This is a genomic window from Actinocrispum wychmicini, assembly GCF_004345645.1.
Lineage (GTDB): Bacteria > Actinomycetota > Actinomycetes > Mycobacteriales > Pseudonocardiaceae > Kibdelosporangium > Kibdelosporangium wychmicini.
This window is the reverse complement of record NZ_SLWS01000016.1, coordinates 104,141-129,737: the sequence shown is the minus strand read 5'-3', so window position 1 is coordinate 129,737 and position 25,597 is coordinate 104,141. Positions and strand designations below refer to the sequence as shown.

General features: G+C 68.5%; 26 protein-coding genes. 11 read left to right on the top strand and 15 right to left on the bottom strand.

What is annotated here, in order from left to right; all coding sequences use genetic code 11:
- Nucleotides 1-17 precede the first annotated feature (17 nt).
- The 4 genes from EV192_RS48075 to EV192_RS48060 form a co-directional block, all read right to left on the bottom strand.
- Nucleotides 18-1,364 (bottom strand): hypothetical protein, encoded by a 1,347-nt coding sequence (locus tag EV192_RS48075; protein WP_132125487.1) that lies wholly within the window; start codon nucleotides 1,362-1,364, stop codon nucleotides 18-20.
- A 67-nt stretch (nucleotides 1,365-1,431) separates the two neighbouring features.
- Complete coding sequence (locus tag EV192_RS48070; protein ID WP_132125486.1) at nucleotides 1,432-2,484, bottom strand: NlpC/P60 family protein; 1,053 nt, start codon at nucleotides 2,482-2,484, stop codon at nucleotides 1,432-1,434.
- Nucleotides 2,485-2,879: 395 nt separating this feature from the next.
- Nucleotides 2,880-3,023, bottom strand: coding sequence for a hypothetical protein (locus EV192_RS48065; RefSeq protein ID WP_341770996.1), 144 nt, complete (start codon nucleotides 3,021-3,023; stop codon nucleotides 2,880-2,882).
- Between the two features lie 179 nt (nucleotides 3,024-3,202).
- The gene (locus EV192_RS48060; RefSeq protein ID WP_132125484.1) at nucleotides 3,203-3,607 is read right to left on the bottom strand and encodes a winged helix-turn-helix transcriptional regulator; all 405 of its coding nucleotides are present in this window, start codon (nucleotides 3,605-3,607) and stop codon (nucleotides 3,203-3,205) included.
- A gap of 104 nt (nucleotides 3,608-3,711) precedes the next feature.
- Between EV192_RS48060 and EV192_RS48055 the strand changes: the two genes are divergently transcribed.
- Complete coding sequence (locus tag EV192_RS48055) at nucleotides 3,712-4,590, top strand: NADP-dependent oxidoreductase (RefSeq protein WP_132125483.1); 879 nt, start codon at nucleotides 3,712-3,714, stop codon at nucleotides 4,588-4,590.
- Here the strand turns inward: EV192_RS48055 and EV192_RS48050 are convergent.
- Nucleotides 4,587-6,143, bottom strand: coding sequence for a D-alanyl-D-alanine carboxypeptidase family protein (locus tag EV192_RS48050; RefSeq protein ID WP_243727549.1), 1,557 nt, complete (start codon nucleotides 6,141-6,143; stop codon nucleotides 4,587-4,589). The two genes, EV192_RS48055 and EV192_RS48050, sit on opposite strands and share 4 nt — an antisense overlap.
- Before the next feature lie 119 nt (nucleotides 6,144-6,262).
- On the opposite strand from EV192_RS48050, the gene EV192_RS48045 reads away from it, so the two are divergent.
- From EV192_RS48045 to EV192_RS48025, 5 genes are all read left to right on the top strand, one after another.
- On the top strand, nucleotides 6,263-7,270 hold the full coding sequence (locus EV192_RS48045) for a LacI family DNA-binding transcriptional regulator (RefSeq protein WP_132125482.1): 1,008 nt from the start codon (nucleotides 6,263-6,265) through the stop codon (nucleotides 7,268-7,270).
- Between the two features lie 113 nt (nucleotides 7,271-7,383).
- A complete protein-coding gene (locus EV192_RS48040) occupies nucleotides 7,384-8,739 on the top strand; it encodes an ABC transporter substrate-binding protein (RefSeq protein ID WP_132125481.1) in 1,356 nt (451 codons plus the stop codon).
- 10 nt (nucleotides 8,740-8,749) lie between these two features.
- Nucleotides 8,750-9,670, top strand: coding sequence for a carbohydrate ABC transporter permease (locus EV192_RS48035; protein WP_243727548.1), 921 nt, complete (start codon nucleotides 8,750-8,752; stop codon nucleotides 9,668-9,670).
- A complete protein-coding gene (locus EV192_RS48030) occupies nucleotides 9,670-10,539 on the top strand; it encodes a carbohydrate ABC transporter permease (protein WP_132125479.1) in 870 nt (289 codons plus the stop codon). The genes EV192_RS48035 and EV192_RS48030 overlap by 1 nt, the downstream gene beginning before the upstream one ends.
- Before the next feature lie 24 nt (nucleotides 10,540-10,563).
- Nucleotides 10,564-12,171, top strand: coding sequence for a glycoside hydrolase family 13 protein (locus EV192_RS48025; protein WP_132125478.1), 1,608 nt, complete (start codon nucleotides 10,564-10,566; stop codon nucleotides 12,169-12,171).
- Between the two features lie 142 nt (nucleotides 12,172-12,313).
- On the opposite strand, the gene EV192_RS48020 is transcribed toward EV192_RS48025, so the two are convergent.
- The gene (locus tag EV192_RS48020; RefSeq protein WP_243727547.1) at nucleotides 12,314-13,660 is read right to left on the bottom strand and encodes an NYN domain-containing protein; all 1,347 of its coding nucleotides are present in this window, start codon (nucleotides 13,658-13,660) and stop codon (nucleotides 12,314-12,316) included.
- 59 nt (nucleotides 13,661-13,719) lie between these two features.
- Here EV192_RS48020 and EV192_RS48015 point away from each other — a divergent pair, with 59 nt between their 5' ends.
- A complete protein-coding gene (locus EV192_RS48015; RefSeq protein ID WP_132125477.1) occupies nucleotides 13,720-15,420 on the top strand; it encodes a DEDD exonuclease domain-containing protein in 1,701 nt (566 codons plus the stop codon).
- On the opposite strand, the gene EV192_RS48010 is transcribed toward EV192_RS48015, so the two are convergent.
- From EV192_RS48010 to EV192_RS47995, 4 genes are all read right to left on the bottom strand, one after another.
- A complete protein-coding gene (locus EV192_RS48010) occupies nucleotides 15,417-16,274 on the bottom strand; it encodes an SDR family oxidoreductase (protein ID WP_132125476.1) in 858 nt (285 codons plus the stop codon). The two genes, EV192_RS48015 and EV192_RS48010, sit on opposite strands and share 4 nt — an antisense overlap.
- Before the next feature lie 106 nt (nucleotides 16,275-16,380).
- Nucleotides 16,381-17,001 carry a DUF3558 family protein gene (locus tag EV192_RS48005; protein WP_132125475.1) on the bottom strand — a complete coding sequence of 207 codons (621 nt, stop codon included), beginning with the start codon at nucleotides 16,999-17,001 and terminating at the stop codon, nucleotides 16,381-16,383.
- 4 nt (nucleotides 17,002-17,005) lie between these two features.
- A complete protein-coding gene (locus EV192_RS48000) occupies nucleotides 17,006-17,971 on the bottom strand; it encodes a hypothetical protein (RefSeq protein WP_132125474.1) in 966 nt (321 codons plus the stop codon).
- 1 nt (nucleotide 17,972) lies between these two features.
- Nucleotides 17,973-18,164 carry a hypothetical protein gene (locus tag EV192_RS47995; protein WP_132125473.1) on the bottom strand — a complete coding sequence of 64 codons (192 nt, stop codon included), beginning with the start codon at nucleotides 18,162-18,164 and terminating at the stop codon, nucleotides 17,973-17,975.
- A 144-nt stretch (nucleotides 18,165-18,308) separates the two neighbouring features.
- Here EV192_RS47995 and EV192_RS47990 point away from each other — a divergent pair, with 144 nt between their 5' ends.
- Both EV192_RS47990 and EV192_RS47985 read left to right on the top strand, forming a co-directional pair.
- Nucleotides 18,309-18,764: a hypothetical protein gene (locus tag EV192_RS47990; RefSeq protein WP_132125472.1), complete on the top strand. Its 456-nt coding sequence runs from the start codon at nucleotides 18,309-18,311 to the stop codon at nucleotides 18,762-18,764.
- A gap of 71 nt (nucleotides 18,765-18,835) precedes the next feature.
- The gene (locus EV192_RS47985; RefSeq protein ID WP_132125471.1) at nucleotides 18,836-19,120 is read left to right on the top strand and encodes an Lrp/AsnC family transcriptional regulator; all 285 of its coding nucleotides are present in this window, start codon (nucleotides 18,836-18,838) and stop codon (nucleotides 19,118-19,120) included.
- Between the two features lie 51 nt (nucleotides 19,121-19,171).
- Here EV192_RS47985 and qcrB read toward each other — a convergent pair whose 3' ends face one another.
- The 4 genes from qcrB to ctaE all read right to left on the bottom strand — a co-directional run bounded on the left by qcrB (nucleotide 19,172) and on the right by ctaE (nucleotide 23,501).
- Nucleotides 19,172-20,785 (bottom strand): cytochrome bc1 complex cytochrome b subunit, encoded by a 1,614-nt coding sequence (gene qcrB, locus EV192_RS47980; protein ID WP_132125470.1) that lies wholly within the window; start codon nucleotides 20,783-20,785, stop codon nucleotides 19,172-19,174.
- Nucleotides 20,782-21,969: a cytochrome bc1 complex Rieske iron-sulfur subunit gene (qcrA, locus tag EV192_RS47975; RefSeq protein ID WP_279495828.1), complete on the bottom strand. Its 1,188-nt coding sequence runs from the start codon at nucleotides 21,967-21,969 to the stop codon at nucleotides 20,782-20,784. Before qcrA ends, qcrB begins: the two co-directional genes overlap by 4 nt.
- On the bottom strand, nucleotides 21,966-22,808 hold the full coding sequence (gene qcrC, locus EV192_RS47970) for a cytochrome bc1 complex diheme cytochrome c subunit (protein ID WP_132125469.1): 843 nt from the start codon (nucleotides 22,806-22,808) through the stop codon (nucleotides 21,966-21,968). Before qcrC ends, qcrA begins: the two co-directional genes overlap by 4 nt.
- A gap of 63 nt (nucleotides 22,809-22,871) precedes the next feature.
- Complete coding sequence (ctaE, locus tag EV192_RS47965) at nucleotides 22,872-23,501, bottom strand: aa3-type cytochrome oxidase subunit III (protein WP_132125468.1); 630 nt, start codon at nucleotides 23,499-23,501, stop codon at nucleotides 22,872-22,874.
- Between the two features lie 146 nt (nucleotides 23,502-23,647).
- Between ctaE and EV192_RS47960 the strand changes: the two genes are divergently transcribed.
- Complete coding sequence (locus tag EV192_RS47960) at nucleotides 23,648-24,058, top strand: response regulator transcription factor (RefSeq protein ID WP_132125557.1); 411 nt, start codon at nucleotides 23,648-23,650, stop codon at nucleotides 24,056-24,058.
- A gap of 5 nt (nucleotides 24,059-24,063) precedes the next feature.
- The gene (trpD, locus tag EV192_RS47955; RefSeq protein ID WP_132125467.1) at nucleotides 24,064-25,113 is read left to right on the top strand and encodes an anthranilate phosphoribosyltransferase; all 1,050 of its coding nucleotides are present in this window, start codon (nucleotides 24,064-24,066) and stop codon (nucleotides 25,111-25,113) included.
- On the opposite strand, the gene EV192_RS47950 is transcribed toward trpD, so the two are convergent.
- Nucleotides 25,107-25,574 (bottom strand): hemerythrin domain-containing protein, encoded by a 468-nt coding sequence (locus EV192_RS47950; protein ID WP_132125466.1) that lies wholly within the window; start codon nucleotides 25,572-25,574, stop codon nucleotides 25,107-25,109. The two genes, trpD and EV192_RS47950, sit on opposite strands and share 7 nt — an antisense overlap.
- Between the last annotated feature and the right edge of the window lie 23 nt (nucleotides 25,575-25,597).

The window sequence follows — 25,597 nt, the reverse complement described above, 5'->3', positions numbered from 1 at the left end:
GCGCGACCAAGCCAACCCTATCCGAGGGTCTCCCGCAGGTATTCACGCCAGCCCGCGACGAACTGCTCGGTGGTCAGGCCGGTCACCGAGTGCAGGAGCTTGTCGAGTTCGGCCGGGGTGGTACGGCCCGCCTTGGCCAGCGTCCGGTACAGCTGAAGCAGCTTGGGCTCGCCGAACTTGTCCGCCACGAACCGGGCGACCGCCAGCGACTGCTGGTAGGCCAGGTCGAGAGTGGCGCCCTGGCTGCGGAAGGCGTCGTCAGCCGGCAACTTGTCGGGCGGGCCGCGGGCGGTCATCTGGGCGGTCAGGTCGGGCGCGGCCTGGCCCAGCGGGATACCGCTCTCCCGGTAGCCCACGTAGTCGGCGAAGCCCTCCAGCAGCCACATCGGCGACCCGTCCACTGTGGAGCCACGGGCGGCGATGTGGGTGATCTCGTGCCGGAGCACGATCCGCAGCGCGGCGACGGACAGCCCGTCCGCGGTGGTCGGGCTCATCACCACGCGTTGACCGGCGGCGGTGTTCTTGTCGGTGTCCACCACGTCCGCGATGGACACCGCGACCACCGAGTCCACCGGGAAGCTCGGGCCGACCAGGGCACGCATCTCGGCCGCGGTGTCCGGCAGCAGCACCACGACCTGTTCCGGCCACGTCCGGCCCCAGACCTCGCTCACCGCGTTGACCGCCGCGTCCAGCTCGTTCGCGACCCGCTGCGCCATCGCCTGCCTGGCCGGATGGTGGATCACCAGGCCGTGGCCGGTGCTCACCGCCATGCACGGGCCGAAGTCCCACAGCCCACGCCACGTCTTGCGGCCCACGCCCTGCAGGTCGGTGTCCGAGTGGAGGTACCAGGTGCCGGCGCGCCGCACGAACAGGTACCCCATGGGCCGTTGGGTGGCGTACGTGTCCGACCCGCGCAGCGCGTACACGAGCTGGGTCTCCGGCGCCCACAGCTCCTCCGCGCCCTGGACCGCCGGGAGTGCGGACGGGTCGAGGGCTCGCTGCGGCTGCAGGGAGTACGACCACTCCCGGAACGGGACCCCGGCGAGGTTGGCGAACATCGCCAGCTGCGCCTTGACGAAAACGGGATCCGCCTGCGGGTCGATGCCCGCCATGAAGGTCTTCTCGTCCCGCCGGACCACGGCATCCGCCCGCTTGTGCAGGAGCGCCTGCACCGCGTCGGTCCGCATCGACGGCGGCGGGGCGATCCCAGCCTGGCTGGGCGCGCTGGAGACCTCGATCGGCGCGGCGGGCTCCGGCGTCGCCGCGTCGTGCCGCGGCGGCATCGAGACCAGGGTGAGACCACCGACCAGGGCGAGCGCCACCCCGGCCACCAGCAGGGCTCGGAACCGAGCGATCCCGGTCACCTTCTGATCGTATGGCACCGGTGTGGGTCCCTCGTGAGCGTCACGCACACGAGGGACCGGCACCGGGTCAGCCGACGATGCGTTTGGCGCCGAAGAAGTCACTGCCGCCACCCGAGATGGGCGCGGTCTTCACCGGCTGGCCGGACGTGGACGCGTGCACGATCATGCCCTGGCCGACGTACATCGCCACGTGGTGGATGGACGACGCGCTGCCACCGTAGAACAGCAGGTCGCCCGGCTGCAGGTCGTTGATGGACACCGACTTGCCCAGGCCGAACTGCGAGCGGCTGGACCGCGGCAGGCCGACGCCTGCCTGCCCGTACGCCCACTCGACCAGGCCCGAGCAGTCGAACCCGCCGGGGCTGGCGCCACCCCACACGTACGGGTCGCCGCGCCGGGACAGCGCCGCCTGGACGGCCGCACCGGCGGCGCCGGGGGCGGTGATGTAGACGCCGTTGTCCTGCGAACCCGCAAGGGTTTGCCTGTCCGCTTTGGTCAGTTTGTCCGCAGCCGCCTTGACCTGCTTGAGCTGGGCGTCCAGGGCGTCCTTCTGGGCCTGGATGTCCGCCTTCAGCTTGGCCGCCGCGTCCCGGGCCTCGGTGGCCCGCTTGGTCGCGTCCGCGGCCTTGGCCTCCGAGTCCTTGGCCGTGCTGACCGCGCCGGCCAGTTCGGTCAACGCCTTGTTGTTGTCCGTGGCCAGCACGTTCAACGCGGTGGATCGGTCGAGGAAGTCCTGCGCCGATGTGCCTGTGAGCAAGGCGGAGAGCTTGTTGAAGCGGGCGCCCTGGAAAGTGGCGGTCGACAGCTCGTCCACCTGGCCGCGGAACTCCTGCTCGGTGGCCGCCGCCTGCGATTTGGCCTGGGCCGCGGCCGCGAGGTCCGCGTTGGCCTTGTCCAACTCGGCCTGTCTGGCCTTCGCGTCGTCGGTGGCCTTCAGCAGGGTTTCGTTGACCTGGTCGGCCTGTGCGGTCAGGTCCTTGTACTTCTTGACCGCGTCGGAGTCGGAGTTCGCCGGGGGTTGGGCCAGGGCCGGAACTTGGGAGGTGGTGGTGACCACCGCGATGATGGCGGAGGCGGTGAGTGCTCCACGCATGCCGCGCTTAAGTCGTTGCGACGCCACGTCGCGCGTGTCTCCTTCGTCTCTCCGTACCGCCGAGGGAAGGAAGCGCGAAGCTCAGGGCGCGGGGGCACCCTGAACCCGGCCGACCTGCGAGTGGACACGCACCCGGGTCGAACACGTTCTTCCAACCGATGGGGTTCCGGTTCAGCTCCCCGACGGGCTGACTCGGCGGCGATCCCGCGTCGTCGTCCTTGGTGGACGACTAACCGGCCGCGAGATCTCGGACAGGTTACGAAAAGACAGCACGGCCGTCCACCGGCGGGGCGAAAAAACTTGATCCGCGGCGTGCCGAACCCACATGGAGCAGTGCTGACTGCCGAGTGTGAGCACGACAACACCCAGCTCAGCCACCCCGGTTACCGTTCGGCGCCGAATGGGTACCGTTCGGCGCGTGCTCAGGCAACCTCGGAAGTATTGACCGGCCGGATCGGAATGAGCCGCAGTTTCGGCACCAAACCGGCACCGGCGAGCACGTTGATGGCGCGCTGTTCGGACGAGTCCAGCTCGATGCTGGGCGGCGCCCCGAGCAGGACGCTCACCACGCAGTCCTGACAGGCCTTCCCACGCACTTCACAGCTGTCACAGTCGACGACCATCGCCAGCTCCCAACCACTCTCGACGCACAGGCAGTCATTCGATCGTATGTTCGAACAACGTGATCGACTGTACCCTAGCCCGGACCACCGACAATTCCGGCCACGATCATTATTTTCGCTGGTCAGGAGCTGGTTCTGGCCTCGTAGGCGTCGCGTGCGGCCATGATCTCGGCGATGTGTGTCTCCGACCATTCCTTCACGGCGGTCAGCACCGGGACCAACGTACGGCCCAGCGCGGTCAGCTCGTAGTCCACGCGCAGCGGCACGGTCGGCGTGACCGTGCGGGTGACCAGGCCGTCGCGCTCCATCAGGCGCAGCGTCTGGGTGAGCATCTTCTGGCTGGCGCCGGCGATCCTGGCGCGCAGCTGACCGTGTCGCATCGGCCCGTTCGACAGGGCGGCGACGGTCAGGCCGACCCATTTGTCCCCGATCATCGCCAACACCTGCCGAGTCGGACAGGTCGCGACGAACGCGTCGTACATGACTTTCGCCTCGGCACGGCGCTGAGCCGCGGGCTGCGTGGCCATGGTCCGCCTCCTTCCCTAGGCACTAAAAGGTACCTACTTTCCGCCGGTTCCCGCCGCCCGGAGGCTGGGGACGCAAGGTCACCGAGTGCGGAAAGAAGAGATCAATGCGTGTGATCGAAGTCACCCAATACGGCGGACCCGAAGTCCTGCGCCTGACCGAACGGCCAGAACCCGAGGCCGTGGCCGGCCGGGTGCGGGTCCGGATGCACGCCGGCACGGTCAACCCGACGGATCTGGACCTGCGGCAAGGGGTGCTCGCGGCGCTCACGCCGGACCTGCTTATCCCGTTCACGGTCGGCTGGGAGATCGCCGGCACGGTCCTGGACGACGCCGAGGGCTTCACCGCGGGCCAGCGCGTGATCGGCCTGTACCCGTGGCTGGCGGAGGGCACAGGCGAGGGCACCAACGCCGAGGTCGTACTGGCCGCCCCAGGCTGGCTCACGCCGCTGCCCGACGGCATCGACTGGGCGACGGCCGCGACCATCCCGATGAACTCGCTCACCGCGCGGCAAGGTCTGGACCTGCTGACCGCGCAGCCGGGCGGGACCGTACTGATCACGGGCGCGAGTGGCGGCGTCGGTGGATTCGCCGTACAGATCGCCGCGCGGGACGGCCTGAACGTCATCGCCGTGGCGTCCGCGGGCGACGAGGACTACGTCGCCGGTCTCGGCGCGAAGCAGGTGATCACCCGCGGCGAACCGCTGCCGACGGACGTCGACGCGATGTTCGACCCGGCGGTCACCCGCGACCTCTCCCCCATCCGCACCGGCGGCCGGTACGTCGGCGTCCGCGCCCCAGCGCTGACGTCAGAGCGCGACATCGACACGACGGTCGTGTTCTCCGCACCTGACAGTGCGCAGCTGGCGGAGTTGACCAGCCTGCGGACCCGCGTCGCGGACGTGCTGCCGATCGAACGAGTCGCGGAAGCACACACGCGGACCGCAGCGGGCGGCCTGCGAGGCAAGATCGTGCTGGCGTTCTAGCCGAACTCCCAGTGCCACGGCTCTTCGCGGCCGTGGCCGGGTTGCGCCCACGGCGGGTTGGTCCAGCCGAACCGCGGTCCGTTGGCCATCAGCCACCTGTGCTCGGGTGCGCCGAACGACTCGGCACCGCCGCACATGTCGACCGCCAGCCCCCAGCCGTGGTTGCTCGTCCCCGGGACGGCCGCGAGCGCGGGTTTGGCGCCATACAGCCGAACCTGCTCCTCGAACGTCCGGTACGAGTCGGTGAGGCACAGCGGCCGGCCGAACGTCTGGCCGAACGCGGCGGACATCATCTGGAACGCCTGTGCCGCGTCACACCGCAGCCGGTGGTCGCCGATTCCGACCGGACACAGCGCGGCCGCCGGGATCATGCCGTTCGGATAGCCGCTCCAGGCCCCGGACGGCAGGTCCACTCCCCCGCAACGCCAACGCAGCCCGTTGTCGGTCCTGGCCGGCACGGGCTGCTGCGGCCGGCGTGGCAGGGACGGCCGTGCGTAGCCGAGAACCGTGTCGCCGCCGGGGATGTCCTCGACCACCACGCCCACGAGCCGCGCGTCCGCGGTGACCATCGTGCGCGGATCGAGGACGATTCCCACGCTCTGCACGCCGTACCGCGCCGGGCCGAGGAACACCAGGTCACCCGGCTGCGGGTCGGTCACCGGTTGCAGGACGGCCATCTGGTCGGCGGCGGAGCCGGTGAGGCCGTGGGCGGCGCGGGTCAGCCCGTCGCACGAGTAGGCGTTCGGTCCGTCGCCCTGGGTTGGTACGTAAGGCTTCCCCAACGCGTCCACGGCGGTGGACACGGCCCGGACGACGTCCGGGGGCAGGATCTGCACGTGGTCGCCGGCGGCCAGTTTCGCGAGATAGTCGTGCCAGTTGGCGGCGGTCTGCCGGTTGCGGGCCTGTTGGGCCTGCTGCTGCGCGACGACCGCGGTGTTGGTGGCGGCCAGTTTGGCGTGGAACTCGTCGGTGACGGCGGCGGCGCGGTTGGTGGCATCGCCGTTGCGCCGGTCGAGATCCGTCTTGCGGTCGGCGGCGTCCTTCTCGGCCGCTGCCGCGGTCCCTTCGGCGGCCACCGCGTCCTGCTGGCGGCGCAGCGCGGCTGTGAACTCCTCGGCGCGCTGCTCCTGCACGCGGGCCATCAGGCTGGAGCCGTCCAGGAAGTCCTTGGGGGACTGGGCCAGCAGCAGGACCTGCAACTGGTTGGGCTGGCCGTCGTTGGCGTAGACAGCCGACACGAACCGGTCCACGTCGACCTGCTGGGCCCGCACGGCGTCGTCCGCCGTCGCCCGTTCGGCCCGCGCTGCCGCCAGGGCGTCGGATGTCCTGGCGACGGCTGCGGACGCGTCGTGGATCTGGTCGGCGAGAGTGCCGAGTTCCCGCTGGATGCCGCTGGCGGTCCGTTGCAGCTCGGCCACCCGCGGATCGGCGAACGCCTCCCCCGGCCGTCCGTCGGACACGGCGGCGCCCGGTGCCACACCTGCCTCGTTCGGCGGCTGCGCAAGCACCACGGCAGCCGCGAGCATCGCGAACCCGACCCGCACACCAGGCACAACGCCCCAACCCCCGGCCCGTGACGGACACGTTCCGGTGAAGGCCGGTGGCCGGGATGCAACGACACACCTGCAAATGGCCGCAAGGAACCTGCAAGGTTTGTCATATAGTTGCGGTCATGACGCGAAGACTTGCCGAGGTTGCCCGCAAGGTCGGGGTCAGCGAGGCGACCGTGAGCCGAGTACTCAACGGGAAGCCCGGTGTTTCGGAGAGTACTCGCACCGCCGTGCTCACCGCCCTCGATGTCCTGGGCTACGAGCGGCCGACCCAGCTGCGCGGGGAACGCGCCCGGCTGGTCGGCCTTGTCCTGCCTGAGCTGCAGAATCCGATCTTCCCCGCGTTCGGCGAGATCATCGGCAACGGGCTCGCCCAGCAGGGGTTCACCCCCGTGCTGTGCACCAGGACCGCGGGCGGCGTCTCCGAGGCCGACTACGTGGAGCTACTGCTGCAGCAGCACGTGTCCGGCGTGGTGTTCTCCGGCGGCCTGTACACGCAGGCCGACGCCGGCCACGACCACTACCGGCGGCTGACCGAACGGAACCTGCCGACCGTCCTGGTGAACGCGGCCATCGAGGGCCTCGGGTTCCCCCGGGTGTCGTGCGACGACGCGGTGGCCGCCGAGCAGGCGCTGACGCATCTGCTGTCGCTCGGGCACGAGCGGGTGGGCATGGTGTTGTGCCCGCCGGACCATGTGCCGTCGCAACGTAAGCAGGTGGCGTTCGAGGCGGCGGCGAAGGCCGCCGGACTGGACGTGACCCCGGAGGTGTTCGAGCACGCCATGTTCTCCCTGGAAGGCGGCCAGGCCGCGGCCGCGCGCCTGGTCAAACGGGGGATCACCGGCATCATCTGCGCGAGCGACCCGCAGGCGCTCGGGGCGATCCGGGCGGTCCGCCGCCAGGGCCTGTCCGTTCCGCAGGATGTTTCAGTCATCGGTTACGACGATTCGGCGCTGATGAACTGCGTGGACCCGCCGCTGACGACCGTCCGCCAGCCCATCGAGGCGATGGGGCGGGCCGCGGTGGACCTGCTGACCATGCAGATCAACGGGGCTTCGGTGACCGACGAGGAGTTGCTGTTCGAGCCGGAGCTGGTGGTGCGCGGCTCCACCGCGCCCATCCGTCGCTAGGTCCTGTTCGTTACTTGCGGAATCTCATCGAGATATTGCGGACAATCGTTCGAGTCTCTTATGGTGAGCGCCATCACTGAGCGTCGTCGCAGAGCTGAGATGGGGCGCCAACCATGCAGAGATCTCTTCGGGCCACGGTCCTTCTCCTGATCGGGGGCTTAGCCCTGACCGCCTGTGGGAGCGGTTCGACGGACAAACCGGCTGCCGGTGGCAAGGTGACGATCACGGTCACCGGCCAGCCGCCGAAGACCCAGTCGGTCGAACGCAAGCTTTTCGACCAGGACGTGGCCGAGTTCGAGGCGTCGCACCCGGACATCCACATCGAGCCGCACGAGGGGTTCATGGACCCCAAGACGTTCTCCGCGAAGCTCGCCGGCGGCCAGCTCGAGGATGTGTACTACGTATACTTCACCGACCCGGCCACCATCATCGCCCGCAGGCAGGCCGCGGACATCACCGACCAGGTCAAGGACCTGCCGGTGCTCAAACAGCTGCAGCAGCCGCTGATCGACATCTTCAAGGACCGTAACGGCCGGATCTACGGCCTGCCGACCGCGAACTACTCGATGGGCCTGCTGTACAACCGCGCCCTGTTCACCAAGGCCGGCCTGGACCCGGACCAACCGCCGGCCACCTGGGACGAGGTCCGCGCGGACGCGAAGAAGATCGCCGCGCTGGGCGGTGACACGGTCGGGTTCGCCGACCTCAGCAAGAACAACCAGGGCGGTTGGCACCTGGTGACCTGGACCTACGCCATGGGTAGCCAGGTCGCCCGGCAGGACGGCGACAAGTGGGTCGCGGACTTCAACAACGACAAGGTGAAGGGCGCGCTGCGGCTGCTGCACGACATGCGCTGGACGGACAACACCATGGGCGCCAAGCAGTTGCTCGAAGCCACGGATGTGCAGCAGATGATGGGTTCCGGCAAGCTCGGCATGTACCTTGCCGCCCCGGACAACGTGCCGGTGTTGGTCAAGCAGTTCAACGGCCGCTACGAGGACTACGGCGTGGCCGCGATGCCCGGCGGGCAGGGCACCCTGCTCGGCGGCGAGGGCTACATGGTCAACCCGAAGGCGTCGCCGGACAAGATCAAGGCCGGGCTGGCCTGGATCCAGTGGAAGTACCTCAACCCGGACCGGATCGAGACCCGGATCAAGCAGTACCTGGCCGAGCAGCAGCCGATCGGCCTGCCCGCGATCCCCACCCCGGACATCTGGACCGGGGACGTCAAGGCCAAGCAGAACGCGCTGAAAGCCCAGTACGCCAACGTTCCGGCGAAGAACTTCCAGTCCTATCTGGACGGCAACGGCACGCTCAGGGGCAACCTGGAGCCGCCGAACGCCCAGCAGATCTACGCCGTGCTCGACGGCGTGATGCAGGCCGTGCTCACCAACAAGGACGCCAATGTCGACCAGTTGCTGACCGACGCCGAAGGCAAGGTCAACAGTGCCCTCGCTCAAGTCAAGTGACGTCGTCGCGGTGACCGGTCCACAGTGGCCGGTCACCGTCAAGGCGCCGGCACGGGCCAGGTTCCGCCGCCGGCTGACCGAGAACGTCACGGCGTACGGGTTGTTGGCCGCGGCGCTGGTGGTCTTCGCGTTGTTCTCGTGGTACCCGATCGTCCGCGGCTTGTTGCTGTCGTTCCAGCAGGTCAACTTCGTCGACCCGCCGACCTGGGTCGGCCTGGACAACTTCCGGACCCTGTTCCGCGACCCGTTGTTCGGCCGGGCGTGGCTGAACACCCTGGAGTTCACCGGGTTCGCCCTCGTGCTCGGGTTCGCCGTGCCGTTCGGGACCGCGGTCCTGCTCAACGAACTGCGGCACGCCAAGGCTTTCTTCCGGGTCGCGGTGTACCTGCCGGTGATGCTGCCGCCGGTGGTCGTGGCCATGCTGTGGAAGTGGATCTACAACCCGGGGCCGGGCCTGGCGAACGCGGCGCTCGGCGCGGTCGGCCTGCCCGGCGGGCAGTGGCTGGACTCCAGCGGCACCGCGATGATCTCGCTGGTCATCGTGTCCACGTGGGCGAACATGGGCTCGACCACGTTGATCTACCTGGCGGCGTTGCAGACCATCCCGGGTGAGCTGTACGAGTCCGCCGAACTGGACGGCGCCGGGCTGTGGAAACGCCTGTGGCACGTGACGATCCCGCAGACCCGGTTCGTGCTGCTGGTGATGTTGCTGCTACAGATCGTGGCGACCATGCAGGTGTTCACCGAGCCGTACGTGATGACCGGCGGCGGCCCGGAGGACTCCACGGTCACCGTGTTGTTGCTGCTGTACCGGTATGCGTTCACGTACAACGACTTCGGGTCGGCGAGTGCGCTGAGCCTGTTGCTGCTCGTCGCGTTGGCGATATTCTCCGGCGCCTACCTGCGGCTGACCAGGACGAGGAGCGACTGATGCGGACCCTGGTCTCCCCGGCGCAGTTGCGTTCCCCCCGGGGAAAGGCGATCTACTGGACGGTCTTCGCCGTGGTACTCGCGTTGTTCGTGCTGGCCTTCGTCTTTCCGCTGTTCTGGGCGATCACCGGGGCGATGAAGGATCCCGCGGAGCTGGCCAGGACACCGCCGACCCTGGTGCCGAGCCAGTGGCATCCCGACGCGTATCCCCAGGCGTGGAACCAGATGGAGCTCGCGCGGTACTTCCTCAACACGCTCGTGGTGGCCGTGGGCGCCTGGGCCGTTCAGCTCGCGGTCGACGTGCCCGCCGCGTACGCGCTGTCCAAGCTGAGACCCGTCCTGGGCAACAAGATCCTCGGGCTGATGCTGGTGACCCTGCTGCTGCCCGCGTCCGCGCTGCTGGTGCCGACCTACGTCACCATCACCGACCTGCCGGTCCTCGGCGCCAACCTGATCAACTCGCCGACCGCGATCTGGTTCCCGGCCGCGGCCAACGCGTTCAACATCTACCTGCTGAAACGGTTCTTCGACCAGATCCCCGGCGAACTGCTGGAGGCGGCCGTGCTGGACGGCGCCGGCCCGGTCCGCGTCCTGTGGCGGATCGTGCTGCCGATCTCCCGGCCGATCCTGGCCGTGGTGTCCATCCTGGCCATCGTGGCGGCCTGGAAGGACTTCATCTGGCCGCTGCTGGTGTTCCCCGACCCCGGCAAGCAGACCCTGTCCGTGGCGATCGCCCGGATGCAGATCGACATGCCGCTGAACCTGCTGCTCGCCGGGCTGGTGCTGGCATCGGTGCCGATGGTCCTGCTGTTCCTGTTCTTCCAACGACACATCCTGGCCGGTCTCACCGACGGCAGCCTCAAGGGCTGAACCCACCCACTCGGAGGTCTCACCGTGACCGTTACCCAACCCGACACGCGAACCGCCTGGTGGCGCGGCGCGGCGATCTACCAGGTCTACGTGCGCAGCTTCGCCGACGGCGACGGCGACGGGTTCGGCGACCTGGCCGGCGTCCGCGCCCGGCTGCCCTACCTGGCCGACCTGGGCATCGACGCGATCTGGTTCAACCCGTGGTACCCGTCGCCGATGGACGACGGCGGCTACGACGTGTCCGACTACCGGGACATCGAGCCGGTGTTCGGCACCCTGGCGGAGGCCGAGGAGCTCATCCGGGAGGCGCACGACCTGGGCATCCGGATCATCCTCGACATCGTGCCCAACCACTGCTCGGACGAGCACCCGTGGTTCGCCGCCGCCATGGCCGCCGGCCCCGGATCGCCGGAGCGGGACCGGTTCTGGTTCCGGCCCGGCCGCGGCGACGGGTCGCGGCCGCCGAACGACTGGCAGTCCTACTTCGGCGGCTCGGCGTGGACCCGGGTGCCGGACGGCGAGTGGTACCTGCACCTGTACAGCCCCCGCCAGCCGGACCTGAACTGGCAGAGCCCCGACGTGCACGAGGAGTTCAAGGATGTGCTCAGGTTCTGGTTCGACCGCGGCGTCGACGGCTTCCGGATCGACGTGGCCGCCGGACTGGTGAAGGACCCCGCACTGCCCGATGTGGACGGTTCGGGTCAGCTGCCGTACGTCGACATGGACGACGTGCACGACATCTACCGGGAGTGGCGGCGGATCGCCGACTCGTACCCCGGTGACCGCGTCTTCGTGGGCGAGGTGTGGCTGCCCGACCCGGTCCGGTTCGCCCGCTACCTGCGGTCCGACGAGCTGCACTCGGCGTTCAACTTCGACTTCCTGTCCTGCCCGTGGGACGCCAAGAAGCTCCGCGAGGTCATCCAGTCCACTATGGACGCACACGGCTCGGTCGGCGCGCCGACCACGTGGGTGCTGTCCAACCACGACGTGACCCGGCACGTGACCCGGTACGGCCGGCCCGGCGACACCGGTTTCGAGTTCGCGGACCGCAGGCACGGCACCCCGGTGGACCGCGCCCTGGGCACCCGCCGGGCTCGGGCGGCCGCGCTGCTGGCCATGTCCCTGCCCGGCGGCGTGTACGTCTACCAGGGCGAGGAGCTGGGCCTGTGGGAGGTCGAGGACATCCCCGACGAGCTGCGCCAGGACCCCGTGTTCGAACGGACCGGCCACGCCGACCCCGGCCGGGACGGCTGCCGGGTCCCGATCCCCTGGGGCGGCCAGGTTCCCCCGTTCGACTTCGGCACCGGCCCGACCTGGCTGCCACAACCCCAGGAATGGGCGGACTACACAGCGGAAGCAGAGGCCGCGGACCCCGGCTCGATGCTGGAGCTGTACCGCGCCGCCCTCCGGATCCGCCATGAGCAGCCCGCGTTGGGTGACGGCGAGATGCGGTGGCTGGACGGAACACCGGATGTCATCGCGTTCAGCCGCGAGCCCGGCTTCACCTGCGTGGTGAACCTGTCATGCGAGAACGTGCCGCTGCCACGGCACGCCAGCGTGTTGTTGACCAGCGGTCCACTTGAGGGCGGCCACCTGCCGCCGGACACCGCGGCCTGGCTGAGGACGCCGTAGCACCGACCGGTTGGCGCGGCCTGCCAGCCACGCCAACCGGCTGGCCAGCAGTCAAGCACCCGCGGCGCGCACCGCGTCGGCTGGCCGGCCCGCCTCCACGGAAGGCGAGCCAACCCATGCTACGGACAAAGGCGGCCCGTCGTCAGACGCGGCCGAGGCGGGCCAAAAGGACCGCGGACGGCACTGGGTGGGCACCGCGCCGCCGCACTGAGTCCGCCACCGCGCGGTCTGAGGTCACGACCACCACCGGGCGTCCTTCGGGCTCGGCGGCCACCAAGGCCCGGATCACGTCGTCCGCCAACACGCCGGGGTCGCTGAACAGCACCCGCACTCCACGAGGGGCCGCTGCCGGCACCGCCACCACTCCGGCCCCGTCGAACACCAGGGTCACTTCGGCGGAGGTGCGGGCGGCGAGCGAGGCCAGCTGGTGGGTGAGGCGGTCGCGTTGGTCGGCCAGGGGCAGGTCCGGGTAGCCGGTCTTGGTCACGTTGTAGCCGTCGACGACCAAGTGCACCGAGGGCAACGCCAGCAACCGGTCCAGCGCCGCCGGATCCTCGACCCGGCCGACGGTCCCCTGGGCCGCGGTGGCGCCGCGGACCAGGTCCGCCGGGCGCGGGCCGCCGCCGCCGAGCGCGAGTTCGCGCCGCAGGCCGGTGACCGCACCGTCCAATGTGTCCACCAGCAACGACAGGCGGACCTCGTCGGCCTGCCGGGCCTCCCGGGCGGACTGGCGGGCGACCTCGGCGTCGGCTTCCGCCCGGCGGGCCTTCTTCCGATCGTTCTCGGCTCGTTCGCGTTCCCGGTCGCGTTGCGCGGTCAGGTCGGCTATCTGGGCGTTGACGTCCGTCTGGAGGCGTTGCATCTCCTCGTGCGCCGCGGCGGCCGTGTCCTTGGCCTCACGCAGCTTCACGCCCTGCTCCCGCAGACGTTTGCGCAACCGGTCGAGTTCGGCTTCGCCGTCCGCCCGGACCAGATCGGCGGAGCCCTGTGCGAGGTCGAGTTCACCGCGCAGCTGTTTGACCTCGTTCTCCAGTTTGTCCGCACGGGTCATGGCCGCGTCGCGTTCCGCGCGCAGGACCGCGTCGCCGGCACGGCGACTGACCAGTTCGATGTAGTGCACCGCGGTCTCGTCGCCGAGGAGCACCGCGGCCGCCGCCGCGGCCACTGGTTCGGCGCCGCTGACCTCCAGCACCGCCGGGCGGTGTTCCCTCGCCCACTCCACCACGGCGGTCCGGAAACTGGAGTGGGATCTCAGGGCCGCCATGATGGACGCGCCGCCAAGCCGGGCCCGTTTCGCCGGCGCGAACTTGGCCACCGCCCTGAGCTGCTGCGGGATGTCCACCCGGTTGAGGCCGCTGATCGCCTCGGCGCCGATTTCGGCCAGGCGGTTGCGCACCGCGTCCGGAATTTCGTCCCAATCCATCTCGGACGCGTCCGTCAGGTCCTCGCCCGGCTCGTCGGGGAGGTCGTCCTGTGCGTGCGGCGCCATCCCTCTAGGTTAAATGCCCGCCCGCGAATTGTCGGTGCGGACCCATACGCTCCCGCCCGATGAGCAGCCCGACAGGTACAGACACGCAGCTGTCGTTCGACGAGCTGGGCACACCGCTGCGCACCGCCACCTTCGTCGTCTTCGACCTGGAGACCACGGGCGGCAGCGCCGAGCAGGACGCGATCACCGAGATCGGCGCGGTGAAAGTGTGTGGCGGCGAGGTGATCGGCGAGTTCGCCACCCTGGTCGACCCCGGCCGGGGGATCCCGCCGGAGATCATCACCCTCACCGGCATCACCAACGCCATGGTGTACCAGGCCCCGCGGCTGGACACCGTGCTGCCGGCGTTTCTGGAGTTCGCGGCGGGTGCCGTGCTGGTCGCGCACAACTCGGGCTTCGACGTGGGCTTCATCAAGGCGGCATGCGCGCGGCACGGATATCACTGGCCACGGCCCACGGTCGTGTGCACGGTCAAGCTCGCCAGAAGGGTCCTGAGCAGGGAGGAGGCGCCGAGCTGCCGGCTTTCCGCACTGGCCACGCTGTTCCGCGCGTCGACCGTGCCCGTGCACCGGGCCCTGGCGGACGCGAAGGCGACGGTCGACGTGCTGCACGGTCTATTGGAACGAGTCGGATCCATTGGCGTGCAGTCACTGGAGGAACTGGTCGACTTCATCCCCGAGGTGACCCCGGAACAACGCCGGAAACGCACCCTCGCGGCCGACCTGCCGAATGCGCCGGGCGTATACATGTTCCGCGGCCCGAGCGAGGAGGTGCTGTACGTGGGCACCTCGTCCGACCTGAGGCGACGTGTCCGGCAGTACTTCACCGCGAGCGAGACCCGCCGTCGGCTGCGGGAGATGGTCGGGCTGGCCATCCGCGTGGACTCGGTGACGTGCGCGCACTCCCTCGAAGCGGAAGTACGCGAACTGCGTCTGCTCACCGCCCACAAACCCGCGTACAACAGGCGTTCCCGTAACAAACATGAAGCCTGGTGGCTCACGCTCACCGACGAGGCGTTCCCGCGTCTCTCCGTGGTGCGCGTCCCGCGCGGGGACGCCATCGGACCGTTCCGTTCGCATCGCGCGGCTGAGGACGCGGCGAGCGCGTTACAGGAAGGCACAGGCATCAGGCCATGTACGCAACGCATCCCCGCCCGCGCCCCCAAAGGGACACCGTGCGTCCTCGCGGAGATCGGTCGTTGCGCGGCTCCGTGCGCGGGACGGCAGACGGTTGACGAATACGCGCCCATGGTGGACGCCGTCCGCGGACTCACCGCAGGCAACCGCGTGGACGTCTTCGCGCGCGTCACCCGACGGCTGTCACAACTGTCCGACGCACACCGCTTCGAACAGGCAGCCGAGGGACGTGACCGGCTCGCCACCTTGATCCGCACCCTGGACCGCGGCCAGCGCCTGGCCGCTCTCGCCCAGATCACCCAACTTGTCGCCGCACGCCCGGACGGCACCGGCGGCTGGGATTTCGCGGTGGTCCGGCACGGTCGCCTCGCCGCGGCCGGGTCCGCCTCGCGAGGTGTCCGACCGATGCCCGTCGTGGACATGCTGGTCGCGTCCGCGGAAACCGTCTTACCCGGCCCTGGCCCCCTGGTCGGGGCGCCGCACGAGGAGGTCGGGGTAATCCTGCGCTGGCTGGAACGTCCAGGGACAAGGATGGTCCAGTGCTCGACGCCCTGGACCGTCCCCGCCTCGTCCGCGGCCAGCTGGCGCGGCTGGCTCAACCAGGCCGACGACGCCCGCGGTTAGAGCGACGCCGCGATCGTCTCGGCGATGGGAGTGGACGGCCGGCCGATGAGCCGGGACAGGTCGCCCGGCGTGCCCGCCAGCGCGCCCCGGCTGATGGCGTCATCCACGTCGACCAAAACGTCAGCGAACCCCTCCGGAAGCCCGACACTGACCAGGATGGCTTTGTGCTCGTCGGCGCTGACCGTCCTGTGCACCACGGTCTTGCCTGTCTGCCGCGACAGCTCATCAGCGAACTCGTCGAAGGTCCACGCGTTGTCGCCGCTCAACTCGTACGCCTTGTTCAGGTGACCGTCGCTCGTGAGTACGACCGCCGCGGCCGCCGCGTAGTCAGCGCGGGTCGCGGTCGCGATCCGGCTCCCTGCCTTGACATTGTTGACGATCGCACCACGCTCCGCGGTGCCCGCGAGATCGTTCATGTACATCTCTGAGTACCAGTCGTTGCGCAGGAACGTGTACGGCAGTCCGGAGTCCTGGATGATCTGCTCGGTCACCTTGTGCTCCTCAGCGAGCTTGAAGTCCGCCTTCGGCCCACCGAAAATGCTGGTGTACGCCAACTGCGCCACCCCGGCCTGCTTGGCCGCCTCGACCACCGCCCGGTGCTGCGGCACCCGCTTGCCGATCTCACTGCCGGAGATCAACAGCACCCGGTCACCTGCCCGGAACGCCCCGGCCAAGCTCGCCGGCTGGTCATAGTCGGCGACATGAAGCCGAACCCCCTTGGCCACGAGGTCCTCGGCCTTCGCCTTGTCACGCGCCACGGCCGTGATCCCACTCGCCGGCACCCCGGCCGCCAGCAGCTCCTCGACGACCAGATGCCCAAGCAGACCGGTCGATCCCGTGATGACGATGCTCATCGTTCCCCTTGTGTCAGCGCTTGATCTTCTGACACTCACCGTACGTCCGATACTAACTATTCGTAAGTACGCACTGCAAAGTGGGGTACTGGCATCCAGGTAATGGTCAAGCGCCCAGCCTCGTCATCACCTCCGCCACGATCGGCATCAGCCGGTCACAGTTCCCCTTGACACCATGACCGGCGGACGCGCTCGGTGAATGCTGGACTTTCAGACCCTGGCTCGGACCCGTGGCCACCACGACCTCACACATGCCGCCCATCCAGTCTTCGTAGAAGGACCGCCGCACGGCCGGAAATCCGTCGACCTCGGTCGGCTCGAAGAACGGATACGTACGAGGGCTGTCGGCGTACGCCTGACCAAGCAGCGAGGTATGCGGGTTCAGTCTCAGATGAAGTGTCCCACCGCCGGTCTCGACCCTGATATCCCCACCGCCGACCTCGCAGGCAAGCTCCGGCTCCACCGCATCGCGATATGGCGGAATCACGACATAATTGCCAGCGAACCCGAGCGACACGAAGTCCTGAGTCGTGAGCAGATCGCAGGGATTGGCGAGGTGACTCGTCAGGTCAAGTGTGCGGGAAACAACAGGTGCGGGCCCGCGCGATGTCGGTACCGGTGCGGCACTTGAGGCAGGTGGCGGCGAATCGGGAGGCCGCGGATTCGACGGCCCCGAACACCCAGCGACCATGGCCATAACAGCTACCACGCTGATCAGTACACGCATAGTATCAGTTCCCCGCGAGTCGCTGTTGGATCGGACTGTCCGAATTCACCAGCTTGTGCTGCTTCTCCTCGACATACTTCTGCCGCTCGGTCTCCACGCGCGCACTGAACTGCCCAGGCGCCATGTCCTTGGACTCGAACGCCGCGTACCGGAAATCCGGACTGTTGACGTCCACCGCGAGCGGAAGAGGATCGTACAGTTTGGGCTGTTCGCGCATTACGTCGTTCAACCCTCTTTCGATCAAGCCCTGCACCGTGGCCAACTCGCTCTCATAGCCCTGCAACAGCCTCTCCCGCTGTTTCGTGTAGTTCGAGGTGATTTCTCCGAGCTTGCCACCTTCCATTACCAGTGTCACGCCTTCGACAGTGACATCCAGCGCGTTCTCGATGATCGCGAAGGCCATCTTCTTCGGATCTTCGAGAACCCCGAGCACGGCTTTGACAATGCCATTGCCGACCTTCAGCAGGAACTGGGTTCCGGCATCCGCGTCGTCCTTGAACACCTTGTCGATCTGACCTCTGGTCGCCTCGGCCAGAGCTACGAAATCGTCTCTCGACTGGACCGCCACACGCAACATCGACCCCAACGCCTGAATGGTCGCACCGATATAGTCGGACTGCATCCCGGTGAAGGCCCGCATCTTGTTCACCTGATCGCGGAAGGCGTCCGCGCCCGCGCCGTACCAGCCTCGAAGGTGCTCGGTGGTCGCACCCAACGCGACGGTGACCGGTTCGGAGACGTCGACGTTGACATCCCTACTGACTTTCTGCATCCGGTCCCACTCGTCGATGATCTTCTGTGGGTCGAGACTCATGAAATCCGCGGCATGGCCGAGCAGTGCGCCTTCCAACGCACCGCGAGCGTCCGGACCGTAGGCGACACCTTCTTTGTTCGCCAGGCCTGCGAAATCGTGTGCCAGCGCTATGGCCGCGTCCTCGACCTCGTCCTTTTCCTTCCAGAACCTTCCCATGTCACGCCTGCCCGTCAGCGCGGCGGTACACCGTGAGGATGTCTCTGAGGGCTTGTGCGGTCGCGTCGATGGTGTCGCAGCCTTTCCGTAGTCGGTCGGCCAGTGCGTCGGTGTAGGTCGCGTACGCGGCTTCCATGGCGTACACCGCAGGCATGGCGCCGTTGGGACCCTCCAGGCCTTCGTGAGCGCGCATGGTCACATCTGGTGTTCAGACGGTTACCCAGCCTTATCGGTTCCGGAAAGTGACCGTTAGCCGGTGAGTCTTCGGTACCGTTGTGGGACAAGGGGTTTCCAGAACTGGGGGGACAGAATGCGGTTGCTTGCGTGCGCTGTCGTTGTGTGCGCTGTGGGGGCGTTGTCGGCCAGTAACGCGGCCGCGGGGCAGCCTGAGGGGTTGTTGACGTTCGAGGCGGCGCCTGGGGCGTTTCCCGTTGACGGGCGCGGGGGCAGTTGGGGCGACGTGGCTGTGTGGGAGTACCAGCGTGTCGTGAAGGTCGACGCGGCCACCGACAACGGGGCCGACTGGATCCGGATCGAGCTGAACGGACGCGCCGGCGAGGCCCTCACCGCCGGGACCTACCTCAACGTACGCAACCACGAGACACATCCGGACGGGCCGGGCATCCAGATCGTCTCCAACGGGCTCGGCTGCTCCGACGACTACGCCACGGTCACCATCGACCGGATCGAACGCGACGACGACCAGGTGACCGCCCTGGACGCCACAGTCGACCAGCATTGCGGCTCGCCGGACGGACCGGTGTTCCACGCCCAGGTGCACTACGCCGGCTAGTGCCCCGCGCGGGACACTGGGGGTTTCTATACGCTTCTCGCTGAGGGTCGCGACCATCGGAGGGAACCCACGTGATCAAGGCGATCGTGCTGATCCAGGCCAACGCGGACAGCATCCCGGAGACCGCTCAGGCCATCGCCGACGTCGAGTGCGTCAACGAGGTGTACTCGTGCGCGGGCGATGTCGACCTGATCGCGATCATCACCGTGAGCGAACACGAGCAGCTGGCGAACGTCATCCCCGGCAAGATCAGCAAGATCCCGGGGGTGGTCGCGACGGACACGCACATCGCGTTCCGGTCGTACTCGAGCCAGGACACCGAAGCGGCCTTCTCGATCGGCGCTGACTCGGCCTGACCATCACACGACAAACGGCCCCCGCCGCAGCGGGGGCCGTTTCGCGCGAGGCTATTCGGGGCTGTGCCCGTTGTGCTCCTCGGAACGGGCCCGTTCGAGCGCGCGGGTCTCCTCCACCGGGTCCGGCCGCAGCAGCGTGCCAGCGACCGGGCGACCGGCCGAGCCGAGCTTGTTCATCTTCTTCGGCACCGCTGTGCCCTGGTACGGCAGCGGGATCGGGTGGCCGTGCTCGTCCACCGGGCCGAGCGGCTGGTGCAGCTCGATGAACTCGCCGTGCGGCAGCCGCTTGATGATGCCGGTCTCCACGCCGTGCTCAAGCACTTCACGGTCCGCGCGTTGCAAGCCGAGGCACAGGCGGTACGTGATGGCGTACGCCAGCGGCGGCAGCACCAGCAGGCCGATCCGGCCCATCCAGGTGGTCGCGTTCAGCGAGATGTCGAACTTGTCCGCCAGCACGTCGTTCGCGGCCGACAGCAACGACACCATGAAGTACGTGATCGCCATGACCCCGAGACTGGTCCGGACCGGCACGTCACGCGGCCGCTGCAACAGGTTGTGGTGCGCGTAGTCCTTGGTGAACCGGCGTTCGATCCACGGGTAGACCGCCGCGATCCCGGTCAGCAACGGCAGGCCGAGCATGAACGGGAAGAACGGCGCCGGGATCATGTAGTCCCCGAGGTAGACCTCCCAGGCCGGCCACAGACGGATCAGCCCGTCGGTCCACCCCATGTACCAGTCGGGCACGGTTCCCGCGGAGATGTGCGCCGGGTTGTACGGGCCGAAGTTCCAGATCGGGTTGATCTGGATGAGCCCGCCCAGCAGCGCGATGACACCGGTGACGATCGCGAAGAACCCACCGGCCTTCAGCGAGAAGTACGGCATGATCCGCACGCCGACGACGTTGGTCTCCTTCTTCAGCACACCCGGGAACTGGGTGTGCTTCTGGTACCAGACCAGACCCACGTGCACACCGACCAACGCCAGGATGATCCCCGGGATCAGCAGGATGTGCGCGGAGTAGAGCAAGGGTATGACTTCGTGCCCGGGGAACTCACCTCGGAACAACAACCAGTTGACCCATGTCCCGATCACCGGGATCGACAGGATCAGCCCGGACATGATCCGCAGGCCGGCGCCGGAGAGCAGGTCGTCCGGCAGGGAGTAGCCGGCGAAGCCCTCGATCGCGCCCAGCATGAACAGCAGGATGCCGATGACCCAGTTCGTCTCCCGCGGCCGGCGGAACGCGCCGGTGAAGAACGTGCGGAACATGTGCAGCACGATCGCGGCCATGAACAGCAGCGCCGCCCAGTGGTGCACCTGCCGGACGAACAGGCCGCCGCGCACGTCGAACGACAGGTTCAGCGCCGACTCGTAGGCCCGGGACATCTCCAGGCCGCGCAGGTTGACGAACGAGCCCTGGTACTCGACCTCCTGCATGGAGGGGTCGAAGAACAGCGACAGGTACGTGCCGGACAGCAGCAGCACGATGAAGCTGTACAGCGCGACTTCACCGAGCAGGAACGACCAGTGCGTCGGGAAGACCTTGTTCAGCTGGCGCCGGATGCCGCCGGCCGCGTGCAGGCGGTCGTCCAGCCAGTTGCCGGTGCCCGCCGCGAGCCTGGCCGCCGGGTTCTTCTGTTTCGTGGGCGTCGTGATACCGCTCATGACTTGCGCTCCCAGAAGGCCGGTCCGACCGCCTCGTTGAAGTCGGCCGTGGCATAAAAGTAACCCGTTTCGGCGTCGACCTGAATCGGCAGTTGCGCCAGCTTGCGGGTGGCCGGGCCGAAGATCGGCTTGGCGTAGTGCAAGGCGTCGAACTGCGACTGGTGGCACGGGCAGAGGATCCGGTTGGTCCGCTGCTCGTACAGCGAGGTCGGACAGCCCAGGTGGCTGCAGATCTTGGTGTAGGCGTAGTAGTCGCCGAAGTTGTAGTCCTCCTGGTCCTTCGCCTTCACCACCCGCTTGCCGTCCTCCGGCCGCAGCCGGATCAGCATCACCGGGTTGTCCGCGCGGGCGAACGCCTCGGCCAGCTCCTCGGGGTTGACCCGCTGCTTGCCGGCGAGGATGTCGGACAGCCCCGCGTAGTCGACCTTGCCGTCCTTGGTGACCGGGGCGTGGAACGGGAACACCGTCTCCATCGCGCCCGCGTCCAGGTCCTCCGGCTTCACCAGCTCGACCGCGTGCGAGTCACCGGTGTCGCGGCGCAGGAACACGCGCTCGCCCTGTTTGGCCATCCAGCCGGTGTGCCACAGGCCGTTCTCGTTGGCCGACTCGGCGTGCGGGTTCTTGATCATGCTGCCGAGCGGGAGCACCGCCGCGGCCAGGCCGAACGTGCCCGCCCCGAACAGCGCGGTCCGCTTGATCAGCGACCGGCGGGCGATCGTGCTCTTGTCGCCCGCGTCGGACAGGTGCGCCACGAACGTCTGCCGGTCGATCTCCGGCGACCGGCCCTCGTGCCGCTGCTGGACCGCGACCTCGTGCGGCAGGAACTTCTTGGCGTACATGACCACGCCGACACCCACACCGAGGATCGCCAGGCCCAGGGTCAGCCCGAGCATCGGCGTGTACAGCAGGTACAGCAGGTGGTCGTCGGTGTTGGCCGGGGCGTACCGCCACGGCCAGGCGATGAAGATCACGATGAACGCCAGCCCGGCCAGGCCGGACAGGGTGAACCAGCCGGCCACGGCCCGTTCCGCCCGCTTCTCCGCCTTGGTGCCCTTGACCGGCCACGGGTCGCTGTACTCGACCAGCTCGACGTCGTCCAGCCGGCCGCCGAGCTTCAGCAGCTCCTCGCGGTCCATGTCGCCGAGCTCTTCGTCGGTGGGCAGGTCCTTCTTGTCGTCGCTCACGACTTGCCTCCGATCCACAGCGTGATGCCCACCAGCGCGGCCATCCCCACGATGAACGCCATCAGGCCCTCGGACTGCGGGCCCAGACCGCCGATCGGCGCGCCGCCGGGGTTGTTGTTCCCGTTGGTCACCGACTTGATGTACGCGATGATGTCCTTCTTCTCCTCCGGCGAGAGCTGGCGGTCGGAGAACTTCGGCATGTTCTCCGGGCCGGAGACCATCGCCGCGTACATCTGCACCTCGGTCGCCTCGTCCAGGTCGGGCGCGGACTTGCCGGACGACAACGCGCCGCCGCGACCGGTGAAGCTGTGACAGGACGTGCAGTTCATCCGGAACAGCTCGCCGCCGCGGGCCGGGTTGTCGCCCACCAGCGCGGCACCCTTCGCGTCCGGCAGCTTCGGCCCGTTGGTGGACTTGGACTCGACGTACGCGATCAGCGCGTCGATCTCCTCCGGGCTCAGCTTCGGTGGCTTGCGCTCGGCCTGCGCGGCCTGCGCGGCCAGCGGCATCCGCCCGGTCGAGGTCTGGAAGTAGACGGCCGCCTCGCCGATCCCGATGATGGCCGGCCCGCGGTCCTTCTCCCCCTCCAGGTTGGCCCCGTGGCAGGAGATGCAGGTGTTGTTGTAGATCTGCTCGCCCTTGCGCACCAGCGCCGGGTCGGTCTGCGACGCGTTCGCGGTCTGCGGCTCGGGCGACAGGGCGCTGTAGATGGCGCCGACACCGATCAGGGCCACGCCCAACGCAAGCAAGCCGGAGATCCGCCGTCGACGCTTGGACGAGCGGGCTCGTTTCCGCGCCACCTTGCTGTCCCCGGCGGCGTCCGCCTTCTCAGTCGTCATGTGATGGGCACCTTGCTAGTGAAGTCGGTTCGGGAGTGTGGTTCGGCATCGCCAGCGTCACTGTCACGGGATGATGTAGATGATCGCGAACAGGCCGATCCACACGATGTCGACGAAGTGCCAGTAGTACGAGACCACGATCGCCGCGGTCGCCTGCGCCGGCGTGAACTTGCTCATCTTGGTGCGCATGAGCAGGTACACGAACGCGATCAGACCGCCGGTGACGTGCAGACCGTGGAACCCGGTGGTCAGGAAGAACACCGTGCCGAACCCGCCGGACGGGATGGTGACACCCTCGCCGATCAGGTTGATGTACTCGGTGACCTGGCCGCCGAGGAAGACCGCGCCCATGATCAGCGTGACGACGTACCAGCGACGCAGCCCGAACACGTCGCCCCGCTCGGCCGCGAACACACCCAACTGGCACGTGACCGAGGACAGCACCAGGATGATGGTGAACGGCGTCGAGAAGAAGACGTTGAGTTCGATCGGTTGGCCGCCCGGGGTCAGGGGCGGCGGCCAGTGACCGGTGCTGTTCTGCGCCTTCACCGTGAAGAACATGGCGAACAGCCCGGCGAAGAACATCAGCTCACTGGACAGCCACACGATCGTGCCGACGCTGACCATGTTCGGCCGGTTCAGCGAATGCACGCGCTGGCTGATCGAAGGCGATGCTGTTGTCACGCGACGCATTATGGCCTGCGGTTGTCCGCATCGCCCGGTCGGGTCCGCTGTTGGATCCCGCTCAAGTCCGGCCCTCGTCGGGGACTAGGATTCGGACGGTCGTGACCAGGCGCATTATCGGTGATTTCGGTGTCGAGGCGGAGGACCACCCACAGATGAGCACGCAGCCGCTGACCATCCTCGTCTTCAGCCACCGGCCTGAAGTGCGGGAGAGCATCGTCACAGCTGTCGGCCGCCGGCCGGCCGCGGACATCGGCCGGGTGACGTTCGTTGAGGCCGACGGGGTCGCGGACGTGCTGTACCACATGGACGAGGGCGACATCGACCTGGCGATCCTGGACGGCGAGGCGCAGCCGACCGGCGGCATGGGCGTGTGCCGGCAGCTGAAGAACGAGCTGGACGACTGCCCGCCGATCGTGATCGCGGTCCGCCGCAAGGACGACCGCTGGCTGGCCACCTGGTCGCAGGCGGACGCCGTGCTGGTGCACCCGCTCGACCCGCTGACCGCCGCCGAGACCGTCGCGGACGTGCTGCGCTCCCGCCAGCTGCCCGTCGTCAAGGGTTGACCGCGATGCCGCGCGACAACTGGCCGGCGCTGCTGCACCACTTGGTGGACGGCGGCGACCTGACCGCCGACGACACGTCGTGGGCGATGGGCCAGATCATGTCCGGCGGCGCCACGTCCGCGCAGATCGCCGGGTTCGCGGTGGCGTTGCACGCCAAGGGCGAGACGCCGGACGAGATCGCCGGCCTGGCCGACGGGATGCTCGCGCACGCCAACCGGGTCACGGTGCCGCGGCGGGCCGTTGACGTGGTGGGCACCGGCGGCGACCGGTCCGGCAGCGTCAACATCTCGACGATGAGCGCGATCGTGGTGGCCGCGTCCGGGGTGCCCGTGGTCAAGCACGGCAACCGGTCCGCGTCGTCCAGGACCGGCACGGCCGACGTCCTGGAGATGCTGGGGGTGGCGATCGGCCTGAACGCGCACGGTGTCCAGGAGTGCGTGCGGGAGCTGGGGGTCGGGTTCTGCTTCGCGCCGGTGTTCCACCCCGCGTTCCGGCACGCCGGCGCGCCCCGCCGGGAGCTGGGCATTCCGACCGCCTTCAACGTGCTGGGGCCGTTGACCAACCCGGCCCAGCCGGCGGCCGCCCTGGTGGGCTGCGCGTTCGCGAAGCTGGCGCCGGTGGTGGCCGAGGTGTTCGCCCGGCGCGGTTCGTCCGTGCTCGTGGTGCGCGGCGACGACGGCTTGGACGAGATCACCACGTCGACGACGAGTTCGGTGTGGGTCGTCGAGGGCGGCACGGTTCGCGCGGACAAGATCGACCCGGCGGACTTCGACCTCGCGCCGGCCCGGCCGGAGGACCTGCGCGGCGGCCAGCCGGAGGAGAACGCCGAGGTGGTCCGGCGGCTGGTCGGCGGCGAACTGGGCCCGGTTCGGGACGCGGTGCTGCTGAACGCGGCCGGCGCGGTGGCCGCCTACCGGGGCCTCACGGACGACCTGAAGGCCGATCTGAGCGCCGGACTGCGGCAGGTGGCCCAGGCGATCGACTCGGGCGCGGCGGCCACGCTGCTGGCCAACTGGGCGGCGTTCTCCGGCAAGCTGGCCGGCTCGGCTCAGTAACCGAGGCGGCCCAGCGGTTCGACCAGTTGGGATTCCTCGTAGTCCAGGTGCGAGGTCAGCAGCCGGTCGAGCAGGGCCACCTGGTCGCGGACGTCGTCGAAGCCGGTCTCGTCGCTCAACAGCCTGGTCAGCGCGGTGTCCAGGCCGGTGATCACGTCCGCGATCACCTCGTGTTCCCGCGAGAGCTTCTCGATGACCGGCCCGAGTGCGGGCTCGTGGCCGGCGAGGCCGGGGAACACCTGGTCCTCCAGCGAGTGGTGCAGGGTGAGAACGCGGCAGTAGGACGCGCAGAACCCACCCAGGGTCCAGTAGTTCTGCCGGATGGTCATATGGCTGATCAGTGAGCGGGCGTCCTCAGCCGGCCGCCGGCCCGCGGCGACCTCGTCGACGGCGTCCCGGATCTGGCGTAACTCCTGACGCAGGTGCTTGTGCACCATGATCAGCGTCCGGCCCTCGCCCACCGGGTGCTCGGGCCAGGCGTCCG

Coding starts and splice junctions, on each gene's coding strand:
- EV192_RS48060 (WP_132125484.1), bottom strand. CDS start 3,607: ATGGCCACGCAGCCCGCGGCTCAGCGCCGTGCCGAGGCGAAAGTCATG.
- EV192_RS48055 (WP_132125483.1), top strand. CDS start 3,712: ATGCGTGTGATCGAAGTCACCCAATACGGCGGACCCGAAGTCCTGCGC.
- EV192_RS48045 (WP_132125482.1), top strand. CDS start 6,263: ATGACGCGAAGACTTGCCGAGGTTGCCCGCAAGGTCGGGGTCAGCGAG.
- EV192_RS48040 (WP_132125481.1), top strand. CDS start 7,384: ATGCAGAGATCTCTTCGGGCCACGGTCCTTCTCCTGATCGGGGGCTTA.
- EV192_RS48030 (WP_132125479.1), top strand. CDS start 9,670: ATGCGGACCCTGGTCTCCCCGGCGCAGTTGCGTTCCCCCCGGGGAAAG.
- EV192_RS48020 (WP_243727547.1), bottom strand. CDS start 13,660: ATGGCGCCGCACGCACAGGACGACCTCCCCGACGAGCCGGGCGAGGAC.
- EV192_RS48015 (WP_132125477.1), top strand. CDS start 13,720: ATGAGCAGCCCGACAGGTACAGACACGCAGCTGTCGTTCGACGAGCTG.
- EV192_RS48010 (WP_132125476.1), bottom strand. CDS start 16,274: ATGAGCATCGTCATCACGGGATCGACCGGTCTGCTTGGGCATCTGGTC.
- EV192_RS48005 (WP_132125475.1), bottom strand. CDS start 17,001: ATGCGTGTACTGATCAGCGTGGTAGCTGTTATGGCCATGGTCGCTGGG.
- EV192_RS48000 (WP_132125474.1), bottom strand. CDS start 17,971: ATGGGAAGGTTCTGGAAGGAAAAGGACGAGGTCGAGGACGCGGCCATA.
- EV192_RS47995 (WP_132125473.1), bottom strand. CDS start 18,164: ATGCGCGCTCACGAAGGCCTGGAGGGTCCCAACGGCGCCATGCCTGCG.
- qcrB (WP_132125470.1), bottom strand. CDS start 20,785: ATGAGCGGTATCACGACGCCCACGAAACAGAAGAACCCGGCGGCCAGG.
- qcrC (WP_132125469.1), bottom strand. CDS start 22,808: ATGACGACTGAGAAGGCGGACGCCGCCGGGGACAGCAAGGTGGCGCGG.
- ctaE (WP_132125468.1), bottom strand. CDS start 23,501: ATGCGTCGCGTGACAACAGCATCGCCTTCGATCAGCCAGCGCGTGCAT.
- EV192_RS47960 (WP_132125557.1), top strand. CDS start 23,648: ATGAGCACGCAGCCGCTGACCATCCTCGTCTTCAGCCACCGGCCTGAA.
- trpD (WP_132125467.1), top strand. CDS start 24,064: ATGCCGCGCGACAACTGGCCGGCGCTGCTGCACCACTTGGTGGACGGC.